The 18,756-nt window shown below is 67.1% G+C and carries 14 protein-coding genes; 2 read left to right on the top strand and 12 right to left on the bottom strand.

What is annotated here, in order from left to right:
• Window positions 1-14 precede the first annotated feature (14 nt).
• The 5 genes from AO057_RS01020 to mraZ are packed head-to-tail and all read right to left on the bottom strand — an operon-like array spanning window position 15 to window position 5,029.
• On the bottom strand, window positions 15-1,535 hold the full coding sequence (locus tag AO057_RS01020; protein ID WP_057673875.1) for a UDP-N-acetylmuramoyl-L-alanyl-D-glutamate--2,6-diaminopimelate ligase: 1,521 nt from the start codon (window positions 1,533-1,535) through the stop codon (window positions 15-17).
• Window positions 1,529-3,268, bottom strand: coding sequence for a peptidoglycan D,D-transpeptidase FtsI family protein (locus AO057_RS01025; protein WP_057673876.1), 1,740 nt, complete (start codon window positions 3,266-3,268; stop codon window positions 1,529-1,531). The genes AO057_RS01020 and AO057_RS01025 overlap by 7 nt, the downstream gene beginning before the upstream one ends.
• 58 nt (window positions 3,269-3,326) lie before the next feature.
• Window positions 3,327-3,656 (bottom strand): cell division protein FtsL, encoded by a 330-nt coding sequence (gene ftsL / locus AO057_RS01030; protein WP_057673877.1) that lies wholly within the window; start codon window positions 3,654-3,656, stop codon window positions 3,327-3,329.
• Complete coding sequence (gene rsmH / locus AO057_RS01035) at window positions 3,653-4,591, bottom strand: 16S rRNA (cytosine(1402)-N(4))-methyltransferase RsmH (protein WP_057673878.1); 939 nt, start codon at window positions 4,589-4,591, stop codon at window positions 3,653-3,655. Before rsmH ends, ftsL begins: the two co-directional genes overlap by 4 nt.
• Window positions 4,592-4,600: 9 nt before the next feature.
• Window positions 4,601-5,029 (bottom strand): division/cell wall cluster transcriptional repressor MraZ, encoded by a 429-nt coding sequence (gene mraZ / locus AO057_RS01040; RefSeq protein WP_057677124.1) that lies wholly within the window; start codon window positions 5,027-5,029, stop codon window positions 4,601-4,603.
• A gap of 394 nt (window positions 5,030-5,423) precedes the next feature.
• Between mraZ and AO057_RS01045 the strand changes: the two genes are divergently transcribed.
• A complete protein-coding gene (locus tag AO057_RS01045) occupies window positions 5,424-8,318 on the top strand; it encodes an HD domain-containing phosphohydrolase (RefSeq protein ID WP_057673879.1) in 2,895 nt (964 codons plus the stop codon).
• A 24-nt stretch (window positions 8,319-8,342) separates the two neighbouring features.
• On the opposite strand, the gene hslU is transcribed toward AO057_RS01045, so the two are convergent.
• The 6 genes from hslU to AO057_RS01075 form a co-directional block, all read right to left on the bottom strand.
• The gene (gene hslU, locus AO057_RS01050; protein ID WP_057673880.1) at window positions 8,343-9,683 is read right to left on the bottom strand and encodes an ATP-dependent protease ATPase subunit HslU; all 1,341 of its coding nucleotides are present in this window, start codon (window positions 9,681-9,683) and stop codon (window positions 8,343-8,345) included.
• Between the two features lie 34 nt (window positions 9,684-9,717).
• Window positions 9,718-10,266 carry an ATP-dependent protease subunit HslV gene (gene hslV / locus AO057_RS01055; protein WP_057673881.1) on the bottom strand — a complete coding sequence of 183 codons (549 nt, stop codon included), beginning with the start codon at window positions 10,264-10,266 and terminating at the stop codon, window positions 9,718-9,720.
• Window positions 10,267-10,335: 69 nt separating this feature from the next.
• Complete coding sequence (locus AO057_RS01060; RefSeq protein ID WP_057673882.1) at window positions 10,336-12,198, bottom strand: STAS domain-containing protein; 1,863 nt, start codon at window positions 12,196-12,198, stop codon at window positions 10,336-10,338.
• A 44-nt stretch (window positions 12,199-12,242) separates the two neighbouring features.
• Window positions 12,243-13,217, bottom strand: a complete 975-nt coding sequence (gene dksA, locus AO057_RS17990; protein WP_168163344.1) for an RNA polymerase-binding protein DksA — start codon at window positions 13,215-13,217, stop codon at window positions 12,243-12,245.
• Between the two features lie 357 nt (window positions 13,218-13,574).
• Complete coding sequence (locus tag AO057_RS01070; protein WP_057673883.1) at window positions 13,575-14,633, bottom strand: CobW family GTP-binding protein; 1,059 nt, start codon at window positions 14,631-14,633, stop codon at window positions 13,575-13,577.
• A 129-nt stretch (window positions 14,634-14,762) separates the two neighbouring features.
• On the bottom strand, window positions 14,763-15,947 hold the full coding sequence (locus AO057_RS01075) for a class I SAM-dependent rRNA methyltransferase (protein ID WP_057673884.1): 1,185 nt from the start codon (window positions 15,945-15,947) through the stop codon (window positions 14,763-14,765).
• A gap of 89 nt (window positions 15,948-16,036) precedes the next feature.
• Here AO057_RS01075 and AO057_RS18445 point away from each other — a divergent pair, with 89 nt between their 5' ends.
• Window positions 16,037-17,785 carry a methyl-accepting chemotaxis protein gene (locus AO057_RS18445; RefSeq protein WP_057673885.1) on the top strand — a complete coding sequence of 583 codons (1,749 nt, stop codon included), beginning with the start codon at window positions 16,037-16,039 and terminating at the stop codon, window positions 17,783-17,785.
• A 6-nt stretch (window positions 17,786-17,791) separates the two neighbouring features.
• Here AO057_RS18445 and AO057_RS01085 read toward each other — a convergent pair whose 3' ends face one another.
• Window positions 17,792-18,754, bottom strand: coding sequence for a tyrosine recombinase XerC (locus AO057_RS01085; RefSeq protein WP_057673886.1), 963 nt, complete (start codon window positions 18,752-18,754; stop codon window positions 17,792-17,794).
• Window positions 18,755-18,756: the final 2 nt, after the last annotated feature.

An 18,756-nucleotide genomic window follows, 5' to 3' on the forward strand; every position in this document is an offset into this window, starting at 1 on the left:
GATGGTGTGGGCGCTCATGAGCTCACCCCCGTCCGGCGCGCCTGCAGCGCCAGGCCCACCTGCTGCCGGTCGGAGAAGGGCAGGCGCACGCCGGCCGTCTCCTGGTAATCCTCGTGGCCCTTGCCGGCCACCAGCACCACGTCGCGGGCATCGGCCTGGCCCAGCGCGAGGGCGATGGCCTGCGCCCGATCAAGCTCGATCTGCACTGCGCCATGGCCCACCAGGCCCGGACGGATCTGCGCCACGATGGCCTCGGGAGCCTCGCTGCGGGGGTTGTCATTGGTCAACACGATGTGGTCCGCGTGCTGTGTCGCCGCGGCACCCATGAGCGGGCGCTTGTGCGGATCGCGGTCGCCACCGCAGCCGAACACGCACCACAGCCGGCCGCCGCGTTGTGTTGCCAGTGGTTTGAGGGTCTGCAGCACCTGGGCCAGCGCGTCAGGCGTGTGTGCGTAATCCACCACGGCCAGCGGCAGATCGACACCGCCCTGGAATTCCATGCGGCCCGGCACCGGCTGAAGTTCATGACAGGCGAGCACCGCGTCGACCAGCGGGACACCCAGGGTGCGCAGCGTAGCGATCACGCCCAGCAGATTGCTCACGTTGTAGTCGCCCAGGGTCTGCGTGGTCAGCGGAACGCGGGCCTCGCCTTCGCAGACCATGAACTGCACGCCGCGCGCTCCCATGCGAATGTCTTGCGCGACCAGGCGTGCACCGGCATCTGCCTGCAGGGAAACCGTCCACAGGTCGAGCGCACGCGCCGCCAGCGTCGCAGCCAGTTCGACACCCTTGGGATCATCGAGGTTGATCACCGCTGCACGCAGGCCCGGCCAGTCGAACAGTTCGGCCTTGGCCTGCCAATAGGCCTCCATGCTGCCGTGGTAGTCCAGGTGGTCCTGGGTGAAATTGGTGAAGATGGCCGTGCGGATGCGCGTGCCATCCAGGCGCCGTTCGCTGATGCCGATGGACGAGGCCTCGATGGCGCAGGCCGTCAGGCCCTCGTCGACGAAACGGCGCAGGGTCTGCTGCAGCAGCACCGGATCGGGGGTGGTCAGGCCGGTGCTGACGATGGCGCTGGCGTCCGCCGAGCCCGGCGCCGGCACACGGCCCACGCCCAGGGTGCCGATCAGCCCGCAGGCGACGGCGGGCTGGAGTGCGCCCAGCGCCTGCGCCAGCCACCAGCTGGTCGAGGTCTTTCCGTTGGTGCCCGTGACCGCCAGCACATCGAGTTGTTGCGAGGGTTGCTCGTAATAGGCCGCAGCGATCGGGCCGCTGGCGGCCTTCAGGCCGGTGTAGGCCGCAATGTGCTCATCGGCAAAGCCATAGGCCTCGGCGCCGCTGCGCTCGACCAGGCAGGCCAGCGCCCCCTGGGCCAGCGCGCCCGGCACGAACTGGCGCCCGTCGCGCGCCGCCCCCGGCCAGGCGATGAAACCGTCGCCCACCCCCACCCGCCGGCTGTCGGTCTGCAACACACCGCGCACGCGGCCATGCAGCCACTGGGCGGCCTGCACGGGGGTGTGGAGTTCGGTCACCATGCCGCGCCCTCCCCCATCTGCGCCACGATCTGCGGCTTGACCTCGATGTCGGGCTGCACACCCAGCAGGTGCAGGGTCTGCTGCACGGTCTCGCTGAACACCGGGGCGGCCACGTCGCCGCCATAGTACTTGCCGGCATCGGGCTCGTCGATCAGCACGGCCACGATGATGCGCGGGCGGGCGACCGGCGCCAGGCCCACGAAGAAGCTGCGGTATTTCTTGTCGGCATAGCCCCGGCCTTCCTGCTTGCGCGCGGTGCCGGTCTTGCCGCCCACCGAGTAGCCCATGGTCTGGGCCTTGGGCGCGGTGCCGCCTGGCCCGGCGGCCAGTTGCAGCATGTGGCGCACGGCGCGCGCATGGCGCGCTTCCAGCAGGCGCACGCCGGCCACCGGCCCCTGCGCCTTCTGCAGCGTCACCGGCATCAGCTCGCCATCGTGTGCGAACACGGTGTAGGCATGTGCCAGCTGCACCAGGCTGATGGACAGGCCGTAGCCGTAGCTCATGGTGGCGTGCTCGATGGGGCGCCAGGTCTTCCACGGGCGCAGCCGGCCGCTGACGGCGCCCGGGAAGGGCAGCTGCGGCCGCTGGCCGAAGCCGACCTGGCTGTACATCTCCCACAGGTCACGCGCCGGCATCTGCATGGCCAGCTTGACCATGCCGATGTTGCTGGACTTCTGCACCACCTCGTTGAGGGTCAGCACCGCATACGCATGGGTGTCGCTGATGGTGGCATTGCCCACGTTCATGCGCCCGCTGCCGCTGATCTGGATCGGTGTGGCGGGCGAGACCAGGCCCTTCTCCAGCGCCAGCGCGGCGACGAAGGGCTTGACGGTGGAGCCGGGCTCGAAGGAGTCGGTCAGCGCGCGGTTGCGCAGGGCGTCCTTGAAGCCCTGGCGCTTGCCCGGCGTGTAGCTGGGGTAGTTGGCCAGCGCCAGCATCTCGCCGGTCTGGGCGTCGAGCACCACCACGCTGCCGGCCTTGGCCTGGTGGTCGCGCACGGCCTGCTTGAGGCGCTGGTAGGCGAAGAACTGGATCTTGCTGTCGATGGAGAGCTGCACGTCGCGCCCCTCGACCGGCGGCACCTGCGCGCCCACCGCCTCGATCACGCTGCCCAGGCGATCCTTGATGACACGGCGCGAACCGGGTTTGCCGGCCAGCGTGTTGTTGAAGGCCAGCTCCACGCCCTCCTGCCCATGGTCTTCCACGTTGGTGAAACCGACCAGGTGCGCAGCCACCTCACCCTCGGGGTACTGGCGCTTGTATTCCTTGCGCTGGTAGACGCCCTTGATCTCCAACGCGGCGATCTGCTTCGCCACGGGCTCGTCGACCTGGCGCTTGAGCCAGACGAAGGTCTTGTCCTCGTCCTCCAGCTTGCGGTTGAGATCGGACAGCGGCATCTCCAGCAGCCGCGCCAGGCGCTGCAACTGTTTCGGATCACGCTCGATGTCTTCGGGGATGGCCCAGATGCTGGGCGCCAGAACACTGGTGGCGAGGATCTGGCCATTGCGGTCCAGGATGCGGCCGCGGTTGGCCGGCAGCTCCAGCGTGCGCGCAAAACGCACCTGGCCCTGCCTCTGGAAGAAGTCGTTGGAGATGACCTGGATGTAGGCGGCGCGCCCGGCCAGCACCACAAAGGCCAGCGCGATCATGGCCACCACGAACTTGCTGCGCCACACCGGCGTGCGGCTGGCCAGCAGCGGGCTGGAGGTGTACTGGATGCTGCGGCTGCTCACAGGATCACCTCCGCCTTCTTGGCTGCGGTGCTATGAGCCTTGGGGGCGGCCCGGCGGCTCATGGCAAACGCCCCCCGGAGACGCGCGGCTGCACCACGGCGCCCGCCGGCGCGCTGCCGCTGTAGGGCTGGTAGCTCACGTAGTCGGTGATGGCGGGCGTGGCCGCGCGCATGTCCAGCTTGTCCTTGGCCAGCTTCTCGACACGCTGCACCGTGGCCTGCTGGCGCTTTTGCAGCTCCAGCTGCTCGCGCTCGGTCTCGATGCGGCGCGCCTCCAGCACGGCGCGGTCGATCTCGGCAAACAGGCGGCGCGAGTCGTACTGCACGCTCACCAGATAGAGCGCGCTGGCCAGCACGGCGAGCAGGAGGACCAAGTTCGCCCTCGTCATACCTGCGTCCTCACGGCCACACGCATGATGGCGCTGCGCGCGCGCGGGTTGGCTGCCACCTCGGTCGCCGAGGGCTTGATGCGGTCGAGCGCACGCAGTTTCATCGGTGGGGCCACAGCAAAAGGCGCACGGCGGTCGTAGACCTCGCGCGAATGCTGCGCGATGAACTGTTTGACGATGCGGTCTTCCAGCGAATGGAAACTGATCACGACCAGCCGTCCTCCGGGTTGCAATACATCGAGACTTGCCTCTAGCGCTTCTTGCAGCTCCTCAAGCTCGGCGTTGATGAAAATCCGAAGAGCCTGAAATGTGCGCGTTGCAGGGTTCTGGCCCGACTCGCGGGTTTTGACCGTGTCAGCCACGAGCTGGGCCAGTTCACCGGTGGTTGAAACTGGGCCCCGCTCCTGTCGGCGCGCCACAATCGCCTTTGCAATCTGGCCAGCAAACCGTTCTTCACCGTAGTCACGTATCACCTCCGCGATCTGTCGGGTTTCGGCTGTTTCCAGCCACTGCGCCACGCTCTGGCCCCGCGTGGTGTCCATGCGCATGTCCAGCGGCCCGTCGAAACGGAAGCTGAAACCGCGTGTGGGGTCGTCGATCTGGGGCGAGCTCACGCCCAGGTCCATGAGGATGCCGGCGGCGCTGGCCGGCGGCAGTTCGTGCAGATGCCGGAAGCCCTGGTGGCGGATGGCAAAGCGCGGGTCCGCGATGGTCCGGGCCTCGGCAATGGCCGAGAGGTCCTTGTCGAAGGCGGTCAGCCGCCCTTGTGGCGACAGCCTCGACAGGAGCAGGCGGGAATGCCCGCCGCGACCGAAAGTGGCGTCCACGTAGTGGCCATCGGCCGGCTCCGGCGCCAGTTCGTCCGGCTTGTTGAGCAAGGCTGTGATCGCTTCGTTCAACAAGACGGTGGTATGTGTCCATGGGGAGGTTTCCACCGTCTTCTTTCAGAAGGAAAAGTCCTTGAAGACGTCGGGCATGTCGCCCTGCATGGCCTGGGCCTCCTGCGCGTCGTAGGTGGCCTTGTCCCAGAGTTCGAAATGGTTGCCCATGCCCAGCAGCATGGTGTCGCGCGTGATGCCGGCGGCGGCACGCAGTTCGGGCGAGACCAGCACCCGGCCGGTGCCGTCCATCTCCACGTCCATGGCATTGCCCAGGAAGATGCGCTTCCACCACTGGGCCGCCATGGGCAGGGCGGCGATGCGCTCGCGGAACTTCTCCCACTCGGGGCGCGGGAAGACCATCAGGCAACCATGCGGATGCTTGGTGATGGTGAGCTGGCCGGCGGCCGTGGCGCTGAGCACGTCACGGTGCCGGGTCGGCACAGACAGCCGCCCCTTGGCATCCAGACTCAGCGACGAAGCCCCTTGAAACACGCGCACAACCCCTTTTTCTGCACCACTACGGGAGCGGGAAAAGCGCAGACGCACTTTTCACCACTTAATTCCACTTTTTTGCACTGTAGCAGCAAAACACTGGCAGACAAGAGGGGAACCAGAAAAATTTCAATGAAATCAAGGACTTAGAAACACTTTCACACAATTTTCAGAGCTGAAATATTGTTCTAAATTAAGCACTTAGCAAATGTTATGAATGTGATGCTTGAAGCACTTGATGCGTGCAGGCCAGCAACGCAGGGGCCACGCCGGGCACCCGAATGCGACACAGAGGAGCGAGACCGAAGGGCACAAGGGGCGAGGAACGGGTCATTGGCAGCCGCCGTGTACATTCGCATCAAGAACAACAAACGCGCGCCCAGGGAGTTCTGCCATGACCACCACCTCCATCCCGCCCCCACCCCAAGCGCGCAAAGGCTGGTCGATCCGCCTGCAATCACTGATCGCCGCGGTGGTCGTCACCTCGATGCTGATCCTCGCCGGCGGGCTGCTCTGGAACAGCTGGCAGTCGGCCCGCACGGCCCTGCTGGATGCCGCCGGCCAGAGCTTCGGTGACATCGGCAACCTGATCAACGAGAAGAGCCGGGGCATCGTCGGCCCCGCCCAGGCCACGCTGCGCCAACTCTCCTTCGACCCGCTGGCGCGTGCGACCCGGCTGGAAGAGCGTTTCGAGCGCGTCGTCGTGCTGGCCGACATCCTGGAATACAACCCCCTGCTGGCCGCGGTGTATGCGGGTTATCCGAATGGCGAGTTCTTCCTGCTGCGCCGGCTGCACACCCCGGAGCTACGCCTGTTCTTCGATGCCCCGGGCCGGGCCGGCTGGCTGGTGCAGAGCATCACGCGCGCACCGGATGGCCGCCTCAGCGGCCAATGGCACTACCTGGATGCCAGCCTGCGCCGGCTGCGCACCCAGAACCTGCCCGACTACCAGTTCGACCCGCGCCAGCGCCCCTGGTATGAGAGTGCGCAAGGCACCGCGGGACAGCACCTGACCTCGCCTTACCTCTTCTACACCTCGCGCCAGATTGGTGTGACACTGAGCGAGCGCAGCCGTGATGGCCGCGCGGTCCTGGGGCTGGACGTGGACATCTCTGCCATCGGGGAAGAGATGAAGGCCTTGCGCTACACACCCAACACCCAGATCGCCGTCGTCGACGCGCAGCAGCGCGTCATCGCCTATCCGGGAACCCTCCAGCACCTGCAGCGTCAGGGCGAAGCGGTGAACTTCAAGACCCTGGCCGAACTGGGCATACCGGCCCTGCAGGCTCTGGCCACCAGCGCACCCCAGGCCAGGCGGGCCTACGGCTACGAGGCGCAGGATGAGCGCTGGTACGGCATGCGCATGGAAATGGACGCGGTGCCTGAGAGCCAGCTGGATATCCTGGTCGCCATACCGGACCGCGACCTGCTGGGCAACCTGCGCCGGGACTTGCAGCGCCAGGCCCTGCAGGGCCTGCTGATCGCACTGCTGCTGCTGCCGCTGGGCTGGCTGGCCGGACGCCAGATCGGCCACGCCATGCACCGGCTGTCGACGCGCAGCCGCAACCTGGCGCGCTTTCAGTTCGAGGCCGCCGCCACCCCGGACACCAGCCCCCTGCAGGAGGTGCAGGAACTCGACCGCGTGCTGCAGCACATGGGCCGCACAGTGCAGAACTTCCTGGGCATCACCGAGACCATCAGCCGGGAAGCCCAGACCGAAGTGATGCTGGGCAAGGTGCTGAACCAGCTGGTGGAAACCACCAACTGCGTCCAGGGCGTGGTGTACCTCGCGAGCCCGGACGGCAGCGAGCTGGCACTGGCCGCCGTCTCGCGCCGGCATGATGGCGCTGCCGACAGCGCCCACAACCTGCCCGGGCGCGTTCCGGTGGCCACCGGGCTGGCCTGGGCCAGCGAACAGCGCTTTGCCGACAGCCTGGCCATCCGGCTGCGCAGCCGGCAACAGGAACTGCTCGGTCTGCTGGTGCTGCAGTTCGGCGCCGACCAGCGCGATGCCGGCGACGATTTCCGGAGCTTCGCGGAACGGCTCTCGGGGGTGCTGGAGGTCTCGATCGAGACGCGCCAGCTGATCGAATCACAGCAACGCCTGCTCGACGGCGTGATCCGCCTGCTGGCCGATGCCATCGACGCCAAGAGCCCCTACACCGGCGGCCACTGCGAGCGCGTGCCCTTGCTGGCCGAAATGTTCGTCGACCGCCTCAACGGCGACCCGACCAGCCCCTATGCCGGGCGCTGGAATGCGGAGCAACGCTACGAGTTCAAGCTGGGCGCCTGGCTGCACGATTGCGGCAAGATCACCAGCCCCGAGCACATCATCGACAAGGCGACCAAGCTCGAGACCATCTGCAACCGCATCCATGAGATCCGCACACGCTTCGAGGTGCTGCACCGCGATGCCCTGATCGACTACTGGCAGGCCCTGGCCGAGGGCCGCGGCGACGCAGACAGCCTGGGCCGTACGCTGCAGCAACGCCACCGGCAGCTGCAGGACGACTTCGCCTTCGTCGCCGGCTGCAACGTCGGCAGCGAAACCACCGACGACGCCGACCTCGAACGCCTGCAGGGCGTGGCAGCACAGACCTGGCAGCGCCATTTCGATGACCGCCTGGGCCTGTCGATCGAGGAGATCCGGCGCGTGAGCGGCCAGGCCCGCCCGCCCCTGCCGGCCACCGAGGCGCTGCTGGCCGACCGGCCCGAACATGTCGTGCCCTGGGGCGCGCGCCGCCCGCCGGTGGAACGCGGCGATCCGGCCAATGTGTGGGGCTTCGACATGCAGCTGCCGGCCAGCGAACACAACCTGGGCGAACTGCACAACCTGTCGGTGCGCAGCGGCACGCTGACCGCCGAAGACCGTTTCCGCATCAACGACCACATCGTGCAGACGCTGATCATGCTGCGCCGGCTGCCCTGGCCGCGCCATCTCGCGCGTGTGCCCGACATCGCCGCCACGCACCACGAGAAGCTCAACGGCCAGGGTTATCCGCGCCGGCTGGGCGCCGACCAGCTCACGGTGGAAGACCGCATCATCGCGATTGCCGACGTGTTCGAGGCGCTGACCGCACCCGATCGCCCCTACAAGGGGCCCAAGACGCTGAGTGAATCACTGGGCATCATGGCCCGCATGGCCCGCGAAGGCCATCTCTGCCCGGAGATGTTCGGCATCTTCCTGCACCAGGGCATCTGGCGCGAGTTTGCGGATCGCCACCTGGCCCCCACCCAGATCGACGCGGTGGACATCACGGCGCTGAGCGAACACTCCCGGGGCCGCTGAGGGCCGTGGGCTGGCGGCCCGGCCTCAGAGGATGTAGCGCGACAGGTCTTCGTTGCGGCTGAGGTCGGCCAGGCGCGCGTCGACATAGGCCGCATCGATGTGCACCGTCTGTCCCTGCAGGCGCGTGGCTGTAAAGCTCACTTCGTCGAGCAGGCGCTCCATCACCGTGGCCAGGCGGCGCGCGCCGATGTTCTCGGTGCGTTCGTTCACGTCGAAAGCGATCTGCGCCAGGCGCGTGATGCCCTCGGGCGCGAACACCAGCGTCACGCCCTCGGTGGCCAGCAGGGCCTGGTACTGGCGCACCAGGGACGCATGCGTCTGCGTGAGAATCGCCTCGAAGTCCTGCACCGACAGGGATTGCAACTCGACACGGATCGGCAGGCGCCCCTGCAGTTCCGGGATCAGGTCGCTGGGCTTGCTCAGGTGGAAGGCGCCCGAGGCGATGAACAGGATATGGTCGGTCTTGATGACACCGTACTTGGTGGACACCGAGGTGCCCTCCACCAGCGGCAGCAGGTCGCGCTGCACACCCTGGCGCGACACCTCGGCCGTGTTGCCGCCGTCGGAACGCGAGGTGACCTTGTCGATTTCGTCGATGAAGACGATGCCGTTCTGTTCGGCGTTGTGCAGGGCCTGGGCGCGGATCTCGTCCTCGTTGACCAGCTTGCCGGCCTCTTCGTCCACCAGCAGTTTCATGGCTTCCGCGATCTTCAGTTTGCGAGTCTTGCGCTTGCCCGCGCCCAGTTGGCCGAACATGCCGCGCAGCTGTTCGGCCATATCCTCCATGCCGGCCGGGCCCATGATCTCAAGCTGGGGCCGCGGCTCGGCCACATCCAGCTCGATCTCGCGCTCGTCCAGCAGGCCCTCGCGCAGCTTCTTGCGGAAGACCTGGCGTGCCGTGCTGTCCTTGGTCTCGGCGACCGCCGGCTCCGCACCGTAGTCGGAACGCGGCGGCGGGATCAGGATGTCGAGGATCCGGTCCTCGGCCGCGTCCTCGGCGCGCGTGCGGAACTTCTTCATCTCGGCCTCGCGCGTCTGCTTGACGGCCACCTCGGCCAGGTCGCGGATGATGGAGTCGACGTCCTTGCCCACATAGCCCACCTCGGTGAACTTGGTGGCCTCGACCTTGATGAAGGGGGCGTCGGCCAGCCGGGCCAGGCGGCGCGCGATCTCGGTCTTGCCCACGCCGGTGGGACCGATCATCAGGATGTTCTTGGGCGTGATCTCGGGGCGCAGCGCGGCGTCGACCTGCTGGCGGCGCCAGCGGTTGCGCAGCGCGATGGCCACGGCGCGCTTGGCATCGGCCTGGCCGACGATGTGGCGGTCGAGTTCGGAGACGATCTCCTGCGGGGTCATGGAGGACATGGCGGCTATCCGGTGAGGAAGCGGGACGCGACGATCAGTCCAGCGTCTCGATCGTGTGGTTCAGGTTGGTGTAGATGCAGAGTTCGCCGGCAATCTCCAGCGACTGCTTGACGATGTCGCGCGCGCCCAGCTCGGAATGCTTGAGGAGGGCGATGGCCGCGGCCTGCGCGTAGGCGCCGCCCGAGCCGATGGCCACCACGCCGTTTTCCGGCTCCAGCACATCGCCGTTGCCGGTGATGATGAGCGAGCATTCGCGGTCGGCCACGGCCAGCATGGCCTCCAGGCGGCGCAGCACGCGGTCGGTGCGCCAGTCGCGCGTGAGTTCGATGGCCGCGCGTTGCAGATGACCCTGGTGCTTTTCGAGCTTGGCCTCGAAGCGCTCGAAAAGCGTGAAGGCATCGGCCGTGGCGCCGGCAAAACCGGCCAGCACCTTGTTGTGATAGAGCTTGCGCACCTTGCGCGCCGTGCCCTTGACGACGATATTGCCCAGCGTGACCTGGCCATCGCCGCCGATGGCGACCTGCAGGCCCGCGGCCGTCTGGCGCCGCACGCTGATGATGGTGGTGCCGTGAAATTGTTCCATGCCCGTATTCTCCGGCATCCGATGGCCAGCTCTGCAGGCGTGGGGACTCTGCGCGGGCCGCGCAAACGGCTACGCCGCGCGCGGCACCACCCGTGCGTGCTCGGAAATGCCGATCACGTTGAAGAAGGCGGCCACGATGCGGTTGACGTCGCGGAACTGTACCTGGCAACCACGGGCCTGCTGCTCGGCCACCCAGTTCAGGATGCTGCCAGCGGCCGAAAAATCAACGCGGATCAGGCGGGCACAGGAGACCACCATGCGGGTGGCGCCCTCCATGCCGGCCTCCAGCCTCGCCAGCACTTCGGCGGCATCGCCCAGGATCTCGCCATAGAGTTCGACCACCACCGGCGGCTGGTCTTCCAGGCCGACCGGCACGGTCAGGTTCTGCAGAGGGTCGTCCCAGGTGGAGTTCGGTGCGTCCCAGCTGGAGCGGATGGCTTCGGCCTCCGCCTCGGCGGCATCCATGGCCCCCTGCAACTCGCAGCTGCAGCGCGGCTCCTGCCAGGAGGGTGGCGAGACCTCGTAGGTCACGCAATAGTCCAGCGCCACCAGCTCGAAGGCGTCCTGCAGGCGCATGATGCGCAGCGCATCCATGCGCAGCTGCCAGCACAACGGGGCCACGGTACGGTCCCCCGAAGGCGTGAGCGCCTGGAGCGCCCGCTCCAGGCTGGTTTGGCCGCGGAAGACCAGCGCCGCCGGGGTGACGCACCACTGGGCCACCAGACGAGCCAGCACGGAAACGGCATCGAGACCGATGACAGACAGCGCTTGCCAGTCCAGCACCAGCGTGCCTGGCACGCGCATCAAGGCATGCAGCTCCTCCAGGGATGCGGCGCTCAGCTGGGCCGGGCAGCTCCAGTCCGGCGCGCTGGCGGCCGACGTACTCGCCCGCGCACTGGGCGGCGCCACGCTGGCCTTGGAGCGGCTCAGCAGATCGGGGGTGGAGAACCAGGCCGGCGCCGAGCGCCCGAAACGGTTGGCGAACTCGATGGCCACACCGTCAAAACGGGCCTGCTGCCCGGTGGCGCGGTAGAGGTCGAACAGGGCCGACATCCAGGTCTCGGCCAGATCGGGGCGCAGGTTGTCCCCATGCAGCACCGCCAGCAGGCTCTCCTCGGCGCCGGCATCGTCGCCGTTGGCAAAGCGGATGGCGGCGTCCTCCAGGTCGGGATCCGTCAGGTTGTCGGACGGCACGGCAGCGTAGAGGCGCTGGGTCGAGAAACCGGCGCCCATGGGCGCACGGGCGGCCATGGGCGGAAGGGCTTGCGGATGGCTGGCCGGGACACGCCCGCCCGCCGCAGGGAATGCCGGCCGCATGCCCATGGGGGCCTGCATGGTGGGCGCGGGCTCGGCCAGCTGGGTGGCCGGGTACTCACCGCCTTCCGGGGCATCCGCCCAGCCGGAACTGCTGGGGCGCAGGGCCGAGGCCACGGTCGGCTCGAAGCGGCTGTCCTCGGGATCGGAGTTGGGCACCACATCGGGCGCAGCGGTCGGCGGCTCGGTAGGCCCGGCATCGGGCCGCAGGCCCGGGCTGGCGCCTGAAACGGGGAAGGCACCGGCACGCGAGACGGCCTCCTTGCCCTTCCACCACTGGCGCGACATCTGCGCCTCGATCTCGTCGATCTTCTTCAGCGTCTCGGCACGGTCGTCGTGGTTGGAGGTCAGGCTGCTCTGGAAGAAGGAGGGCCTGCCGGCCTGATCGGCCGGCCCCAGCGGCTCGCGACGGCGCAGCTTGCGCAGATGATCGAACTCGCGCCGACGCACGAAGTCGTTCTGTCGCTTGCGCTCGATCATCTCCTTGAGCGCCTCTTTGCTGTAGCCGCTGTCGGCTTCCGGCTCCTTCTGGTCGAGTTCGGACCAATCCTTGGTCGGATTGCGTACGAACTTGGCCACCTTGGACAACAAGCCGGACCGGTTTTCGTCTTCAGCCATGTCTGGATTATGCGGTGCGCGTCAGAAGGAGCCTCTGTACAGGATCAATCCCCGAACATCTTCTGCTTGAGCTCGCGACGCTGCTGGGCTTCCAGCGAGAGCGTGGCGGTGGGACGGGCCAGCAGGCGGCCCACGCCGATGGGTTCGCCGGTCTCGTCGCAGTAGCCGTAGTCACCGGCATCGATGCGCCCGATCGATTGCTCGATCTTCTTGAGCAGCTTGCGCTCGCGGTCGCGCGTACGCAACTCCAGCGCGTGTTCTTCCTCGATGGTGGCGCGGTCGGCCGGGTCCGGCACGATGACCGTGTCCTCACGCAGATGCTCGGTGGTCTCGCCGGCGTTGTTCAGGATGTCCTGCTTGAGACGCTGCAGGCGCACGCGGAAGGCGGCCAGCTGCTTGTCGTTCATGTACTCGCTGTCGGGCATGGCGACCAGCTCGTCGTCGCTCAGCGTTTCGCCCGGCTTGGTTTTCCAGTTGTTGACGAGTTTGGGGTCTTTTTTGACAGAGGAAGGCAGGGGAGGAGCAATCAGGGTCTGGGACATGGTGGGGGTGTAACTGGCTTTGACGGCGGTGGATGCCACCGACTGGGCCATGGAGGGAACGGTCAGCTGCGCCAGCCGGGCCGAGGCCTTGGCCGTGCGGGCCGGCGATTCGGGCAGGACCGGCGTCGCCTTCACCGGCAAAGGTGCAGGCGACTTGGCCGGCAACTTGGCCACCGCCTTGACCGGGGTCTTGGCAGGCGCTTTGGCAGGCGCCTTGACGGGTGCTTTGGCGCCGGGTTTGCCAGCCTTGACCGCTGGTTTGGCGGCAGCTTTCTTGGGAACAGCCGCCTTGACGGCCGCTTTCTTGGCCGGAGGTTTGACAGCCGCCTTCTTGGCGGGCGGCTTGGACACGGCTTTCTTGGCCGCCCCAGGTTTGGCAGTCTTCACGGACGGTTTGGCCTTGGCCGCCGGCTTGGCAGCAGCTTTCTTGGGGGCCGGTTTGGCCTTGCCCACAGCAGATTTGGCTTTGGAAGACACGGACACCTTTCCTGGTTTGGCTTTCACTTCTTGTCTCCTGGCACGCAGGGCCTGCGCTTGTTTCTTCTGGCCTGCTGTTATACCCGCAATGCGGTCCCGGCCACGGGTTCCGGGCAAAATTTATGGCACGCGAGCGTACCGTCTTTCACAGGACTGACGCAGAGGTTGCGAAATCGAGACACTACCCTTGAGCGCGCGGGCAAGGCGGGAGACTCCGAACCTGTGAAGAAATCGTAGCGAGCGGCCCGAGCGCAAGGCGGACGGAGCGCAGCCACCGGAACGTACTTCAGGTACGTGAGGATGGCGAGCACCGCCCAACGCGGCGATCGGGTCGCGCAGTAGATTTATCGCAGGTTCTCAGACCAGGCTCTGTTCCAGGCCCTGTAGCAGGATGTCCTTGGGCAGGTCGATACCGATGAAGACCATCTTGCTCAGGCGCTGTTCGCCTTCGGCCCAGGCTGGCCCCAGGTCGCTGCCCATCAGCTGGTGCACCCCCTGGAAGATCACCTTGCGGTCGGTGCCCTTCATGTGCAGCACACCCTTGTAGCGCAGCATGCGCGGGCCGTAGATGTTGATGATGGCACCCAGGAAGTCCTCCAGCTTGGCCGGATCGAAGGCACGCTCGGAGCGGAAGACGAAGCTTTTCACATCGTCGTCATGGTGATGGTGGTGGCCATGACCGTGCTGGTGCGAAGGATGGTCGCAATGCTCGCCGTGCTCGTGCTCGTGGTCATGCGCGTGGTGCGCATGGTCATGTTCTTCCTTCAGGAAATCCGGGTCGATCTCCAGCTTGGCATTCAGGTTGAAGCCCCGCAGGTCGAACACCTCGCTGATCGCCACCTCGCCGAAGTGCACCGCCTTCTGCGGCGCCCGCGGGTTCATGTGCTTGAGGCGATGCTGCAGCGCCGCCAGGTCTTCGGCCGAGACCAGGTCGGTCTTGCTGATGAAGATCTGGTCGGCGAAGCCGACCTGGCGGCGCGCCTCCTGGCGGTCGTTGAGCTGCTGGGCGGCGTGTTTGGCGTCCACCAGGGTGATGACGGAATCGAGCAGGAAGCTCTCGGCGATCTCGTCGTCCATGAAGAAGGTCTGTGTCACCGGGCCGGGGTCGGCCAGGCCGGTGGTCTCGATCACCACACGCTCGAAATCCAGTTCGCCCTTGCGTTTCCTGGCCGCCAGATCCTGCAAGGTGGTGCGCAGGTCCTCGCGGATGGTGCAGCAGATGCAGCCGTTGCTCATCTGGATGATCTGCTCGTTCGTGTCGGCGACGAGGATGTCGTTGTCGATGTTCTCCTCGCCGAATTCGTTTTCGATGATGGCAATCTTCTGGCCATGCGCTTCCTGCAGAACGCGCTTGAGCAGGGTGGTCTTGCCGGAGCCTAAGAAGCCGGTGAGGATGGTGGCGGGGATCAGGGCCATGGGTGGAGTCTCGGATGGGGGTGACCGCCAACTTGTGCGTGGCGCAAGCGGGCGTGGGCAATGAAGCCGGGGATAGACGGAGAGTTTAGCGAGATCGTCAAAAGACGGCCGGCGTAGGGTCTCGCCCTCTCAGCCCTTGCGCATGACCACCAGGCCCTTGAGGTACTCGCCCTCCGGGAAGTTGATCGTCATGGGGTGGTCCGGTGCGCCGCCCATGCGCTCGTGGATATAGCCGTCCACGCCGGCATCCGTGCCGGCCGAGGCCACGATCTTGTGGAACAGGTCGGCGCTGATGCCGCCCGAGCAGGAGTAGGTGAACAGCACGCCACCGGGCTCCAGGATCTTGAACGCCAGGCGGTTGATGTCCTTGTAGGCACGCGCGGCGCGCTCGGCGTGCGCCACCGTGGGGGCGAACTTCGGCGGGTCCAGCACGATGGCGTCGAAGGTGCGCCCCTCCTCCACGAAACGGCGCAGGCTGGCGTTGACGTCGGCGTCGAGGAATTCGGTGCGGGCCAGGTCGAAGCCGTTGAGCGACACATTGGCGCGCGCCTGCTCGATGGCCGGCCCGGAAGAGTCGATCGAGGTGACATGGGCCGCGCCACCGGCCAGCGCCGCCACGCTGAAACCGCCGGTGTAGCAATAGCAGTTGAGCACGCGCTGGAACTTGAGCCGGGCCGCGTAGTCGGCAAAACGCTTGCGGCTGTCGCGCTGGTCCAGATAAAAACCGGTCTTGTGGCCCTGGGCGATGTCCAGGCCCAGGCGCCAGTCGTGCTCGCGCAGCACCAGCCCGGTGGGGCCCTCGCCGCGCAGCCAGCCACTGACCTCCGGCAGGCCTTCGAGCCCGCGCGCGCTGGCGTCTGATCGCTCGTACAGCCGGCTGAGTCCGGTCTCGGCCAGCAGCGCCTCGGCCAGCACATCCTTCCAGCGCTCGGCGCCGGCACTGAGAAACTGGGCGACCAGGGTGTCGCCATAACGGTCCACGATCAGGCCGGGCAGGCCGTCGGATTCGCCGTGGATCAGGCGCAGGCCGTCGCTGCGGATGTCGAAACGTGTGCGGGCGCGGATGGCCGACATCACGCGCTGCGTGAAAAAAGCCGCGTCTATGCGCTGTTTTTCGTCAAAGCTCCAGACGCGCGCGCGAATCTTGGACTGCGGGCTGAAAGCCGCCCAGGCCTGGAATTCGCCCTGCGCAGATTCCACGCGCACCGTCTCGCCGGGGTCGCCACCGCCCTTGGAGATGGCCGATTCGAAGAGCCAGGGGTGGCGGCGCAAGAGCGAGCGTTCCTTGCCTTCCTTGATGCGTATCACTTTCATGCGCTGAATTGTCGGGCTTTTCCGGGGTTCCCTTATGCGCCAATGGGGTTAGAGTCTCAGAAAAGGGCCGTAGCCCGAGGAGATCAGGTATGCGATTGAAGGATATCAAGCTGGGAACCAAGCTCATGGGGGGCTTCATCCTGGTCCTGTTTCTGGCCGCCATCCAGTCGGTGCTGGCCGTCTTCGGCACGAACGCGCTGAACGCCAACACCCAGCAGATCTCGGACCACCTCTTGCCCAGCGCCCTGCACACGGGTTTCCTGGGCACGCAGGCCAGCCGCCTGCGCGCGGCGCAGTTCCAGCACCTGCTGGTACCCGGCGAGGACGATCGCCGGGCCATCGAAAAGCAGATGGAGGGCCTGCGCGAGGCCGTCAACACCGAATCGCAGGGCTACGCCCGCATCCTCTCGCCCGGCGAGGAGACCTCCCATTTCGACAAGTTCCAGGGCGAATGGAAGAAGTACCAGGCGCAGCAGGCCGAAATCGTCGGGCTGGCACGCCAGCGGCGTGACGAAGAGGCGATGGACATCCTCAAGGGCCCGGGGCTGCAGACCTTCGATGCCATGCTGGCCCAGCTGCGCGCGCTGTCGGAGCTCTCGCAGGACGGCTCGATCCTGGCGCGTGACACGAATGCCAGCCTGCAACGCAATGTGATGTTCGGCAACCTCGGGGCCCTGCTCGTGACCATCGTGCTGGGCCTGCTGATCGCCCGCACCCTGAGCCGTGCCATCTCGGGTGGTGTGGGTTACGCCGCCAGCCTCGCCAGCAAGGTCGCCCAGGGCGACCTGAGCTCGCCCATCAACCCCAACACGCGGGACGAGATTGGCACCCTGCTGCACTCCTTGCGCGACATGCAGGCCTCGCTGGCCCAGGTGGTCTCGCGCGTGCGCCAGGGCAGCGAGTCGGTCTCCACCGCCAGCGCCGAGATCGCCCAGGGCAACCACGACCTGTCGGCGCGCACCGAAAGCCAGGCCAGCGCGCTCGAAGAAACCGCGGCCAGCATGGAAGAACTCTCCTCCACCGTGAAGCAGAACGCCGACAACGCCCGCCAGGCCAACCAGCTGGCCCAGACCGCGTCGACGGTGGCCGTCAAGGGTGGCGAGGTGGTGGCCCAGGTGGTCGGCACCATGAAGGGCATCAACGACAGCGCGCGCAAGATCCACGACATCATCAGTGTGATCGACGGCATCGCCTTCCAGACCAACATCCTGGCGCTCAATGCGGCGGTAGAGGCCGCGCGGGCCGGCGAGCAGGGCCGCGGATTTGCCGTGGTGGCTTCTGAGGTGCGCTCGCTGGCCGGGCGCAGTGCCGAAGCCGCCAAGGAGATCAAGAACCTGATCACCGACAGCGTGCAGCGCGTCGAGCAGGGCAGCGCCCAGGTCGATCAGGCCGGTGCCACCATGAACGAGGTGGTGGCCGCCATCCGGCGCGTGACCGACATCATGGCCGAGATCAGCTCGGCCAGCACCGAGCAGAGCCAGGGCGTCAGCCAGATCGGCGAGGCCATCACCAATATGGACCAGACCACGCAGCAGAACGCGGCGCTGGTGGAGGAAATGGCTGCGGCGGCTTCCAGCCTCAAGAGCCAGGCGCAGGACCTGGTGGAGTCGGTGGCGGTGTTCAAGCTGGCCAGCGGCGCCAGCCTGGCCGGCTCGCCACCGGCGCTGGCCGCGCGGCAGCAGGTGCCGATGCGTGCCCCGGCGCCCACACCCGCTCCTGCCCCGGGCGCGCAGCGGCGCCTGGTCGCGCCAGCCAAGCCCAGGGTGGCCCCGCCTGCCGCAGCTGCGGCGCCGGCCAAGGCGTCTGCGGGCGCCGACAGCGACTGGGAAACTTTCTAGGAAATCTCAGCCCTTGCCGGGTGTCTTGCTGCGCGCGCGTGGATGCGCGGCGTCGTAGGCCCGCGCCAGGTGCTGGAAATCGAGGCGTGTGTAGACCTGTGTGGTGCTGATGTTGGCGTGGCCCAGCAGTTCCTGCACCGCGCGCAGGTCGCTGCTGGACTGCAGCACGTGGCTGGCAAAAGAATGGCGCAGCATGTGCGGATGCACCGGCGTGGCCAGCCCGGCCTGTTGGCTGCGGCGCTTGAGGCGCTGCCAGATCGACTGCGGCGTCAGACGCGTGCCGGTGCGGCCGATGAAAAGCGCCGGCTGCCCGGGTGCAACACCTGCCGAGGCACGCACGGCCAGCCACTGCTTGAGGGCCGACATCGCCGCCGAACCCACCGGTACGCTGCGCCGTTTGCTGCCCTTGCCCAGCACGTGCGCCTCGCCGGCCTGCAGGTCGACCCAGCCGCGTGCTGCGGCGCTGGCCGCCACATCCAGGCCCGTCAGCTCACTCACGCGCAGGCCGCTGCTGTACAGCAGCTCCACCATGGCCGCGTCGCGCGCCTCCAGCCAGGGATCGTTGTCTTGCGCATGGAAAGCGGCCAGCTGCACCGCGTCATCGACGCTCAGGGCCTTGGGCAGGGGCTTGGCTGCCTTGGGTGCACGCACATCCTGCACCGGGTTGCTGCCCACCAGGCTCTCGCGCCCGAGCCAGGCATAAAACCCGCGCCAGCCCGAGAGGATGAGCGCGATGCCGCGCCCGCTGCGTCCCCCGCCATGCATCTGCGCAATCCAGCGGCGCACATGGGCGCTGTGCACCTGCAGCAGGGGCACCTGGGCTTGCGTCGCGAATTCGCCGAGTTTCTGCAGGTCCAGCGCGTACAACTCGACGGTGCGCTGTGCCAGACGTTTTTCCACCCGCACGTGCTCAAGATAGCGTTCGACCAATGATTGGTCATGGGCCGCGAGCGCGACAGGCTGGGTCACGA

It is taken from the genome of Curvibacter sp. PAE-UM (assembly GCF_001432305.1).
Taxonomy (GTDB): domain Bacteria; phylum Pseudomonadota; class Gammaproteobacteria; order Burkholderiales; family Burkholderiaceae_C; genus Hylemonella.

Coding starts and splice junctions, on each gene's coding strand:
- AO057_RS01070 (WP_057673883.1), bottom strand. CDS start 14,633: ATGGCCCTGATCCCCGCCACCATCCTCACCGGCTTCTTAGGCTCCGGC.
- ftsL (WP_057673877.1), bottom strand. CDS start 3,656: ATGACGAGGGCGAACTTGGTCCTCCTGCTCGCCGTGCTGGCCAGCGCG.
- AO057_RS18445 (WP_057673885.1), top strand. CDS start 16,037: ATGCGATTGAAGGATATCAAGCTGGGAACCAAGCTCATGGGGGGCTTC.
- AO057_RS01060 (WP_057673882.1), bottom strand. CDS start 12,198: ATGGCTGAAGACGAAAACCGGTCCGGCTTGTTGTCCAAGGTGGCCAAG.
- AO057_RS01020 (WP_057673875.1), bottom strand. CDS start 1,535: ATGGTGACCGAACTCCACACCCCCGTGCAGGCCGCCCAGTGGCTGCAT.
- hslU (WP_057673880.1), bottom strand. CDS start 9,683: ATGTCCTCCATGACCCCGCAGGAGATCGTCTCCGAACTCGACCGCCAC.
- hslV (WP_057673881.1), bottom strand. CDS start 10,266: ATGGAACAATTTCACGGCACCACCATCATCAGCGTGCGGCGCCAGACG.
- AO057_RS01075 (WP_057673884.1), bottom strand. CDS start 15,947: ATGAAAGTGATACGCATCAAGGAAGGCAAGGAACGCTCGCTCTTGCGC.
- AO057_RS01045 (WP_057673879.1), top strand. CDS start 5,424: ATGACCACCACCTCCATCCCGCCCCCACCCCAAGCGCGCAAAGGCTGG.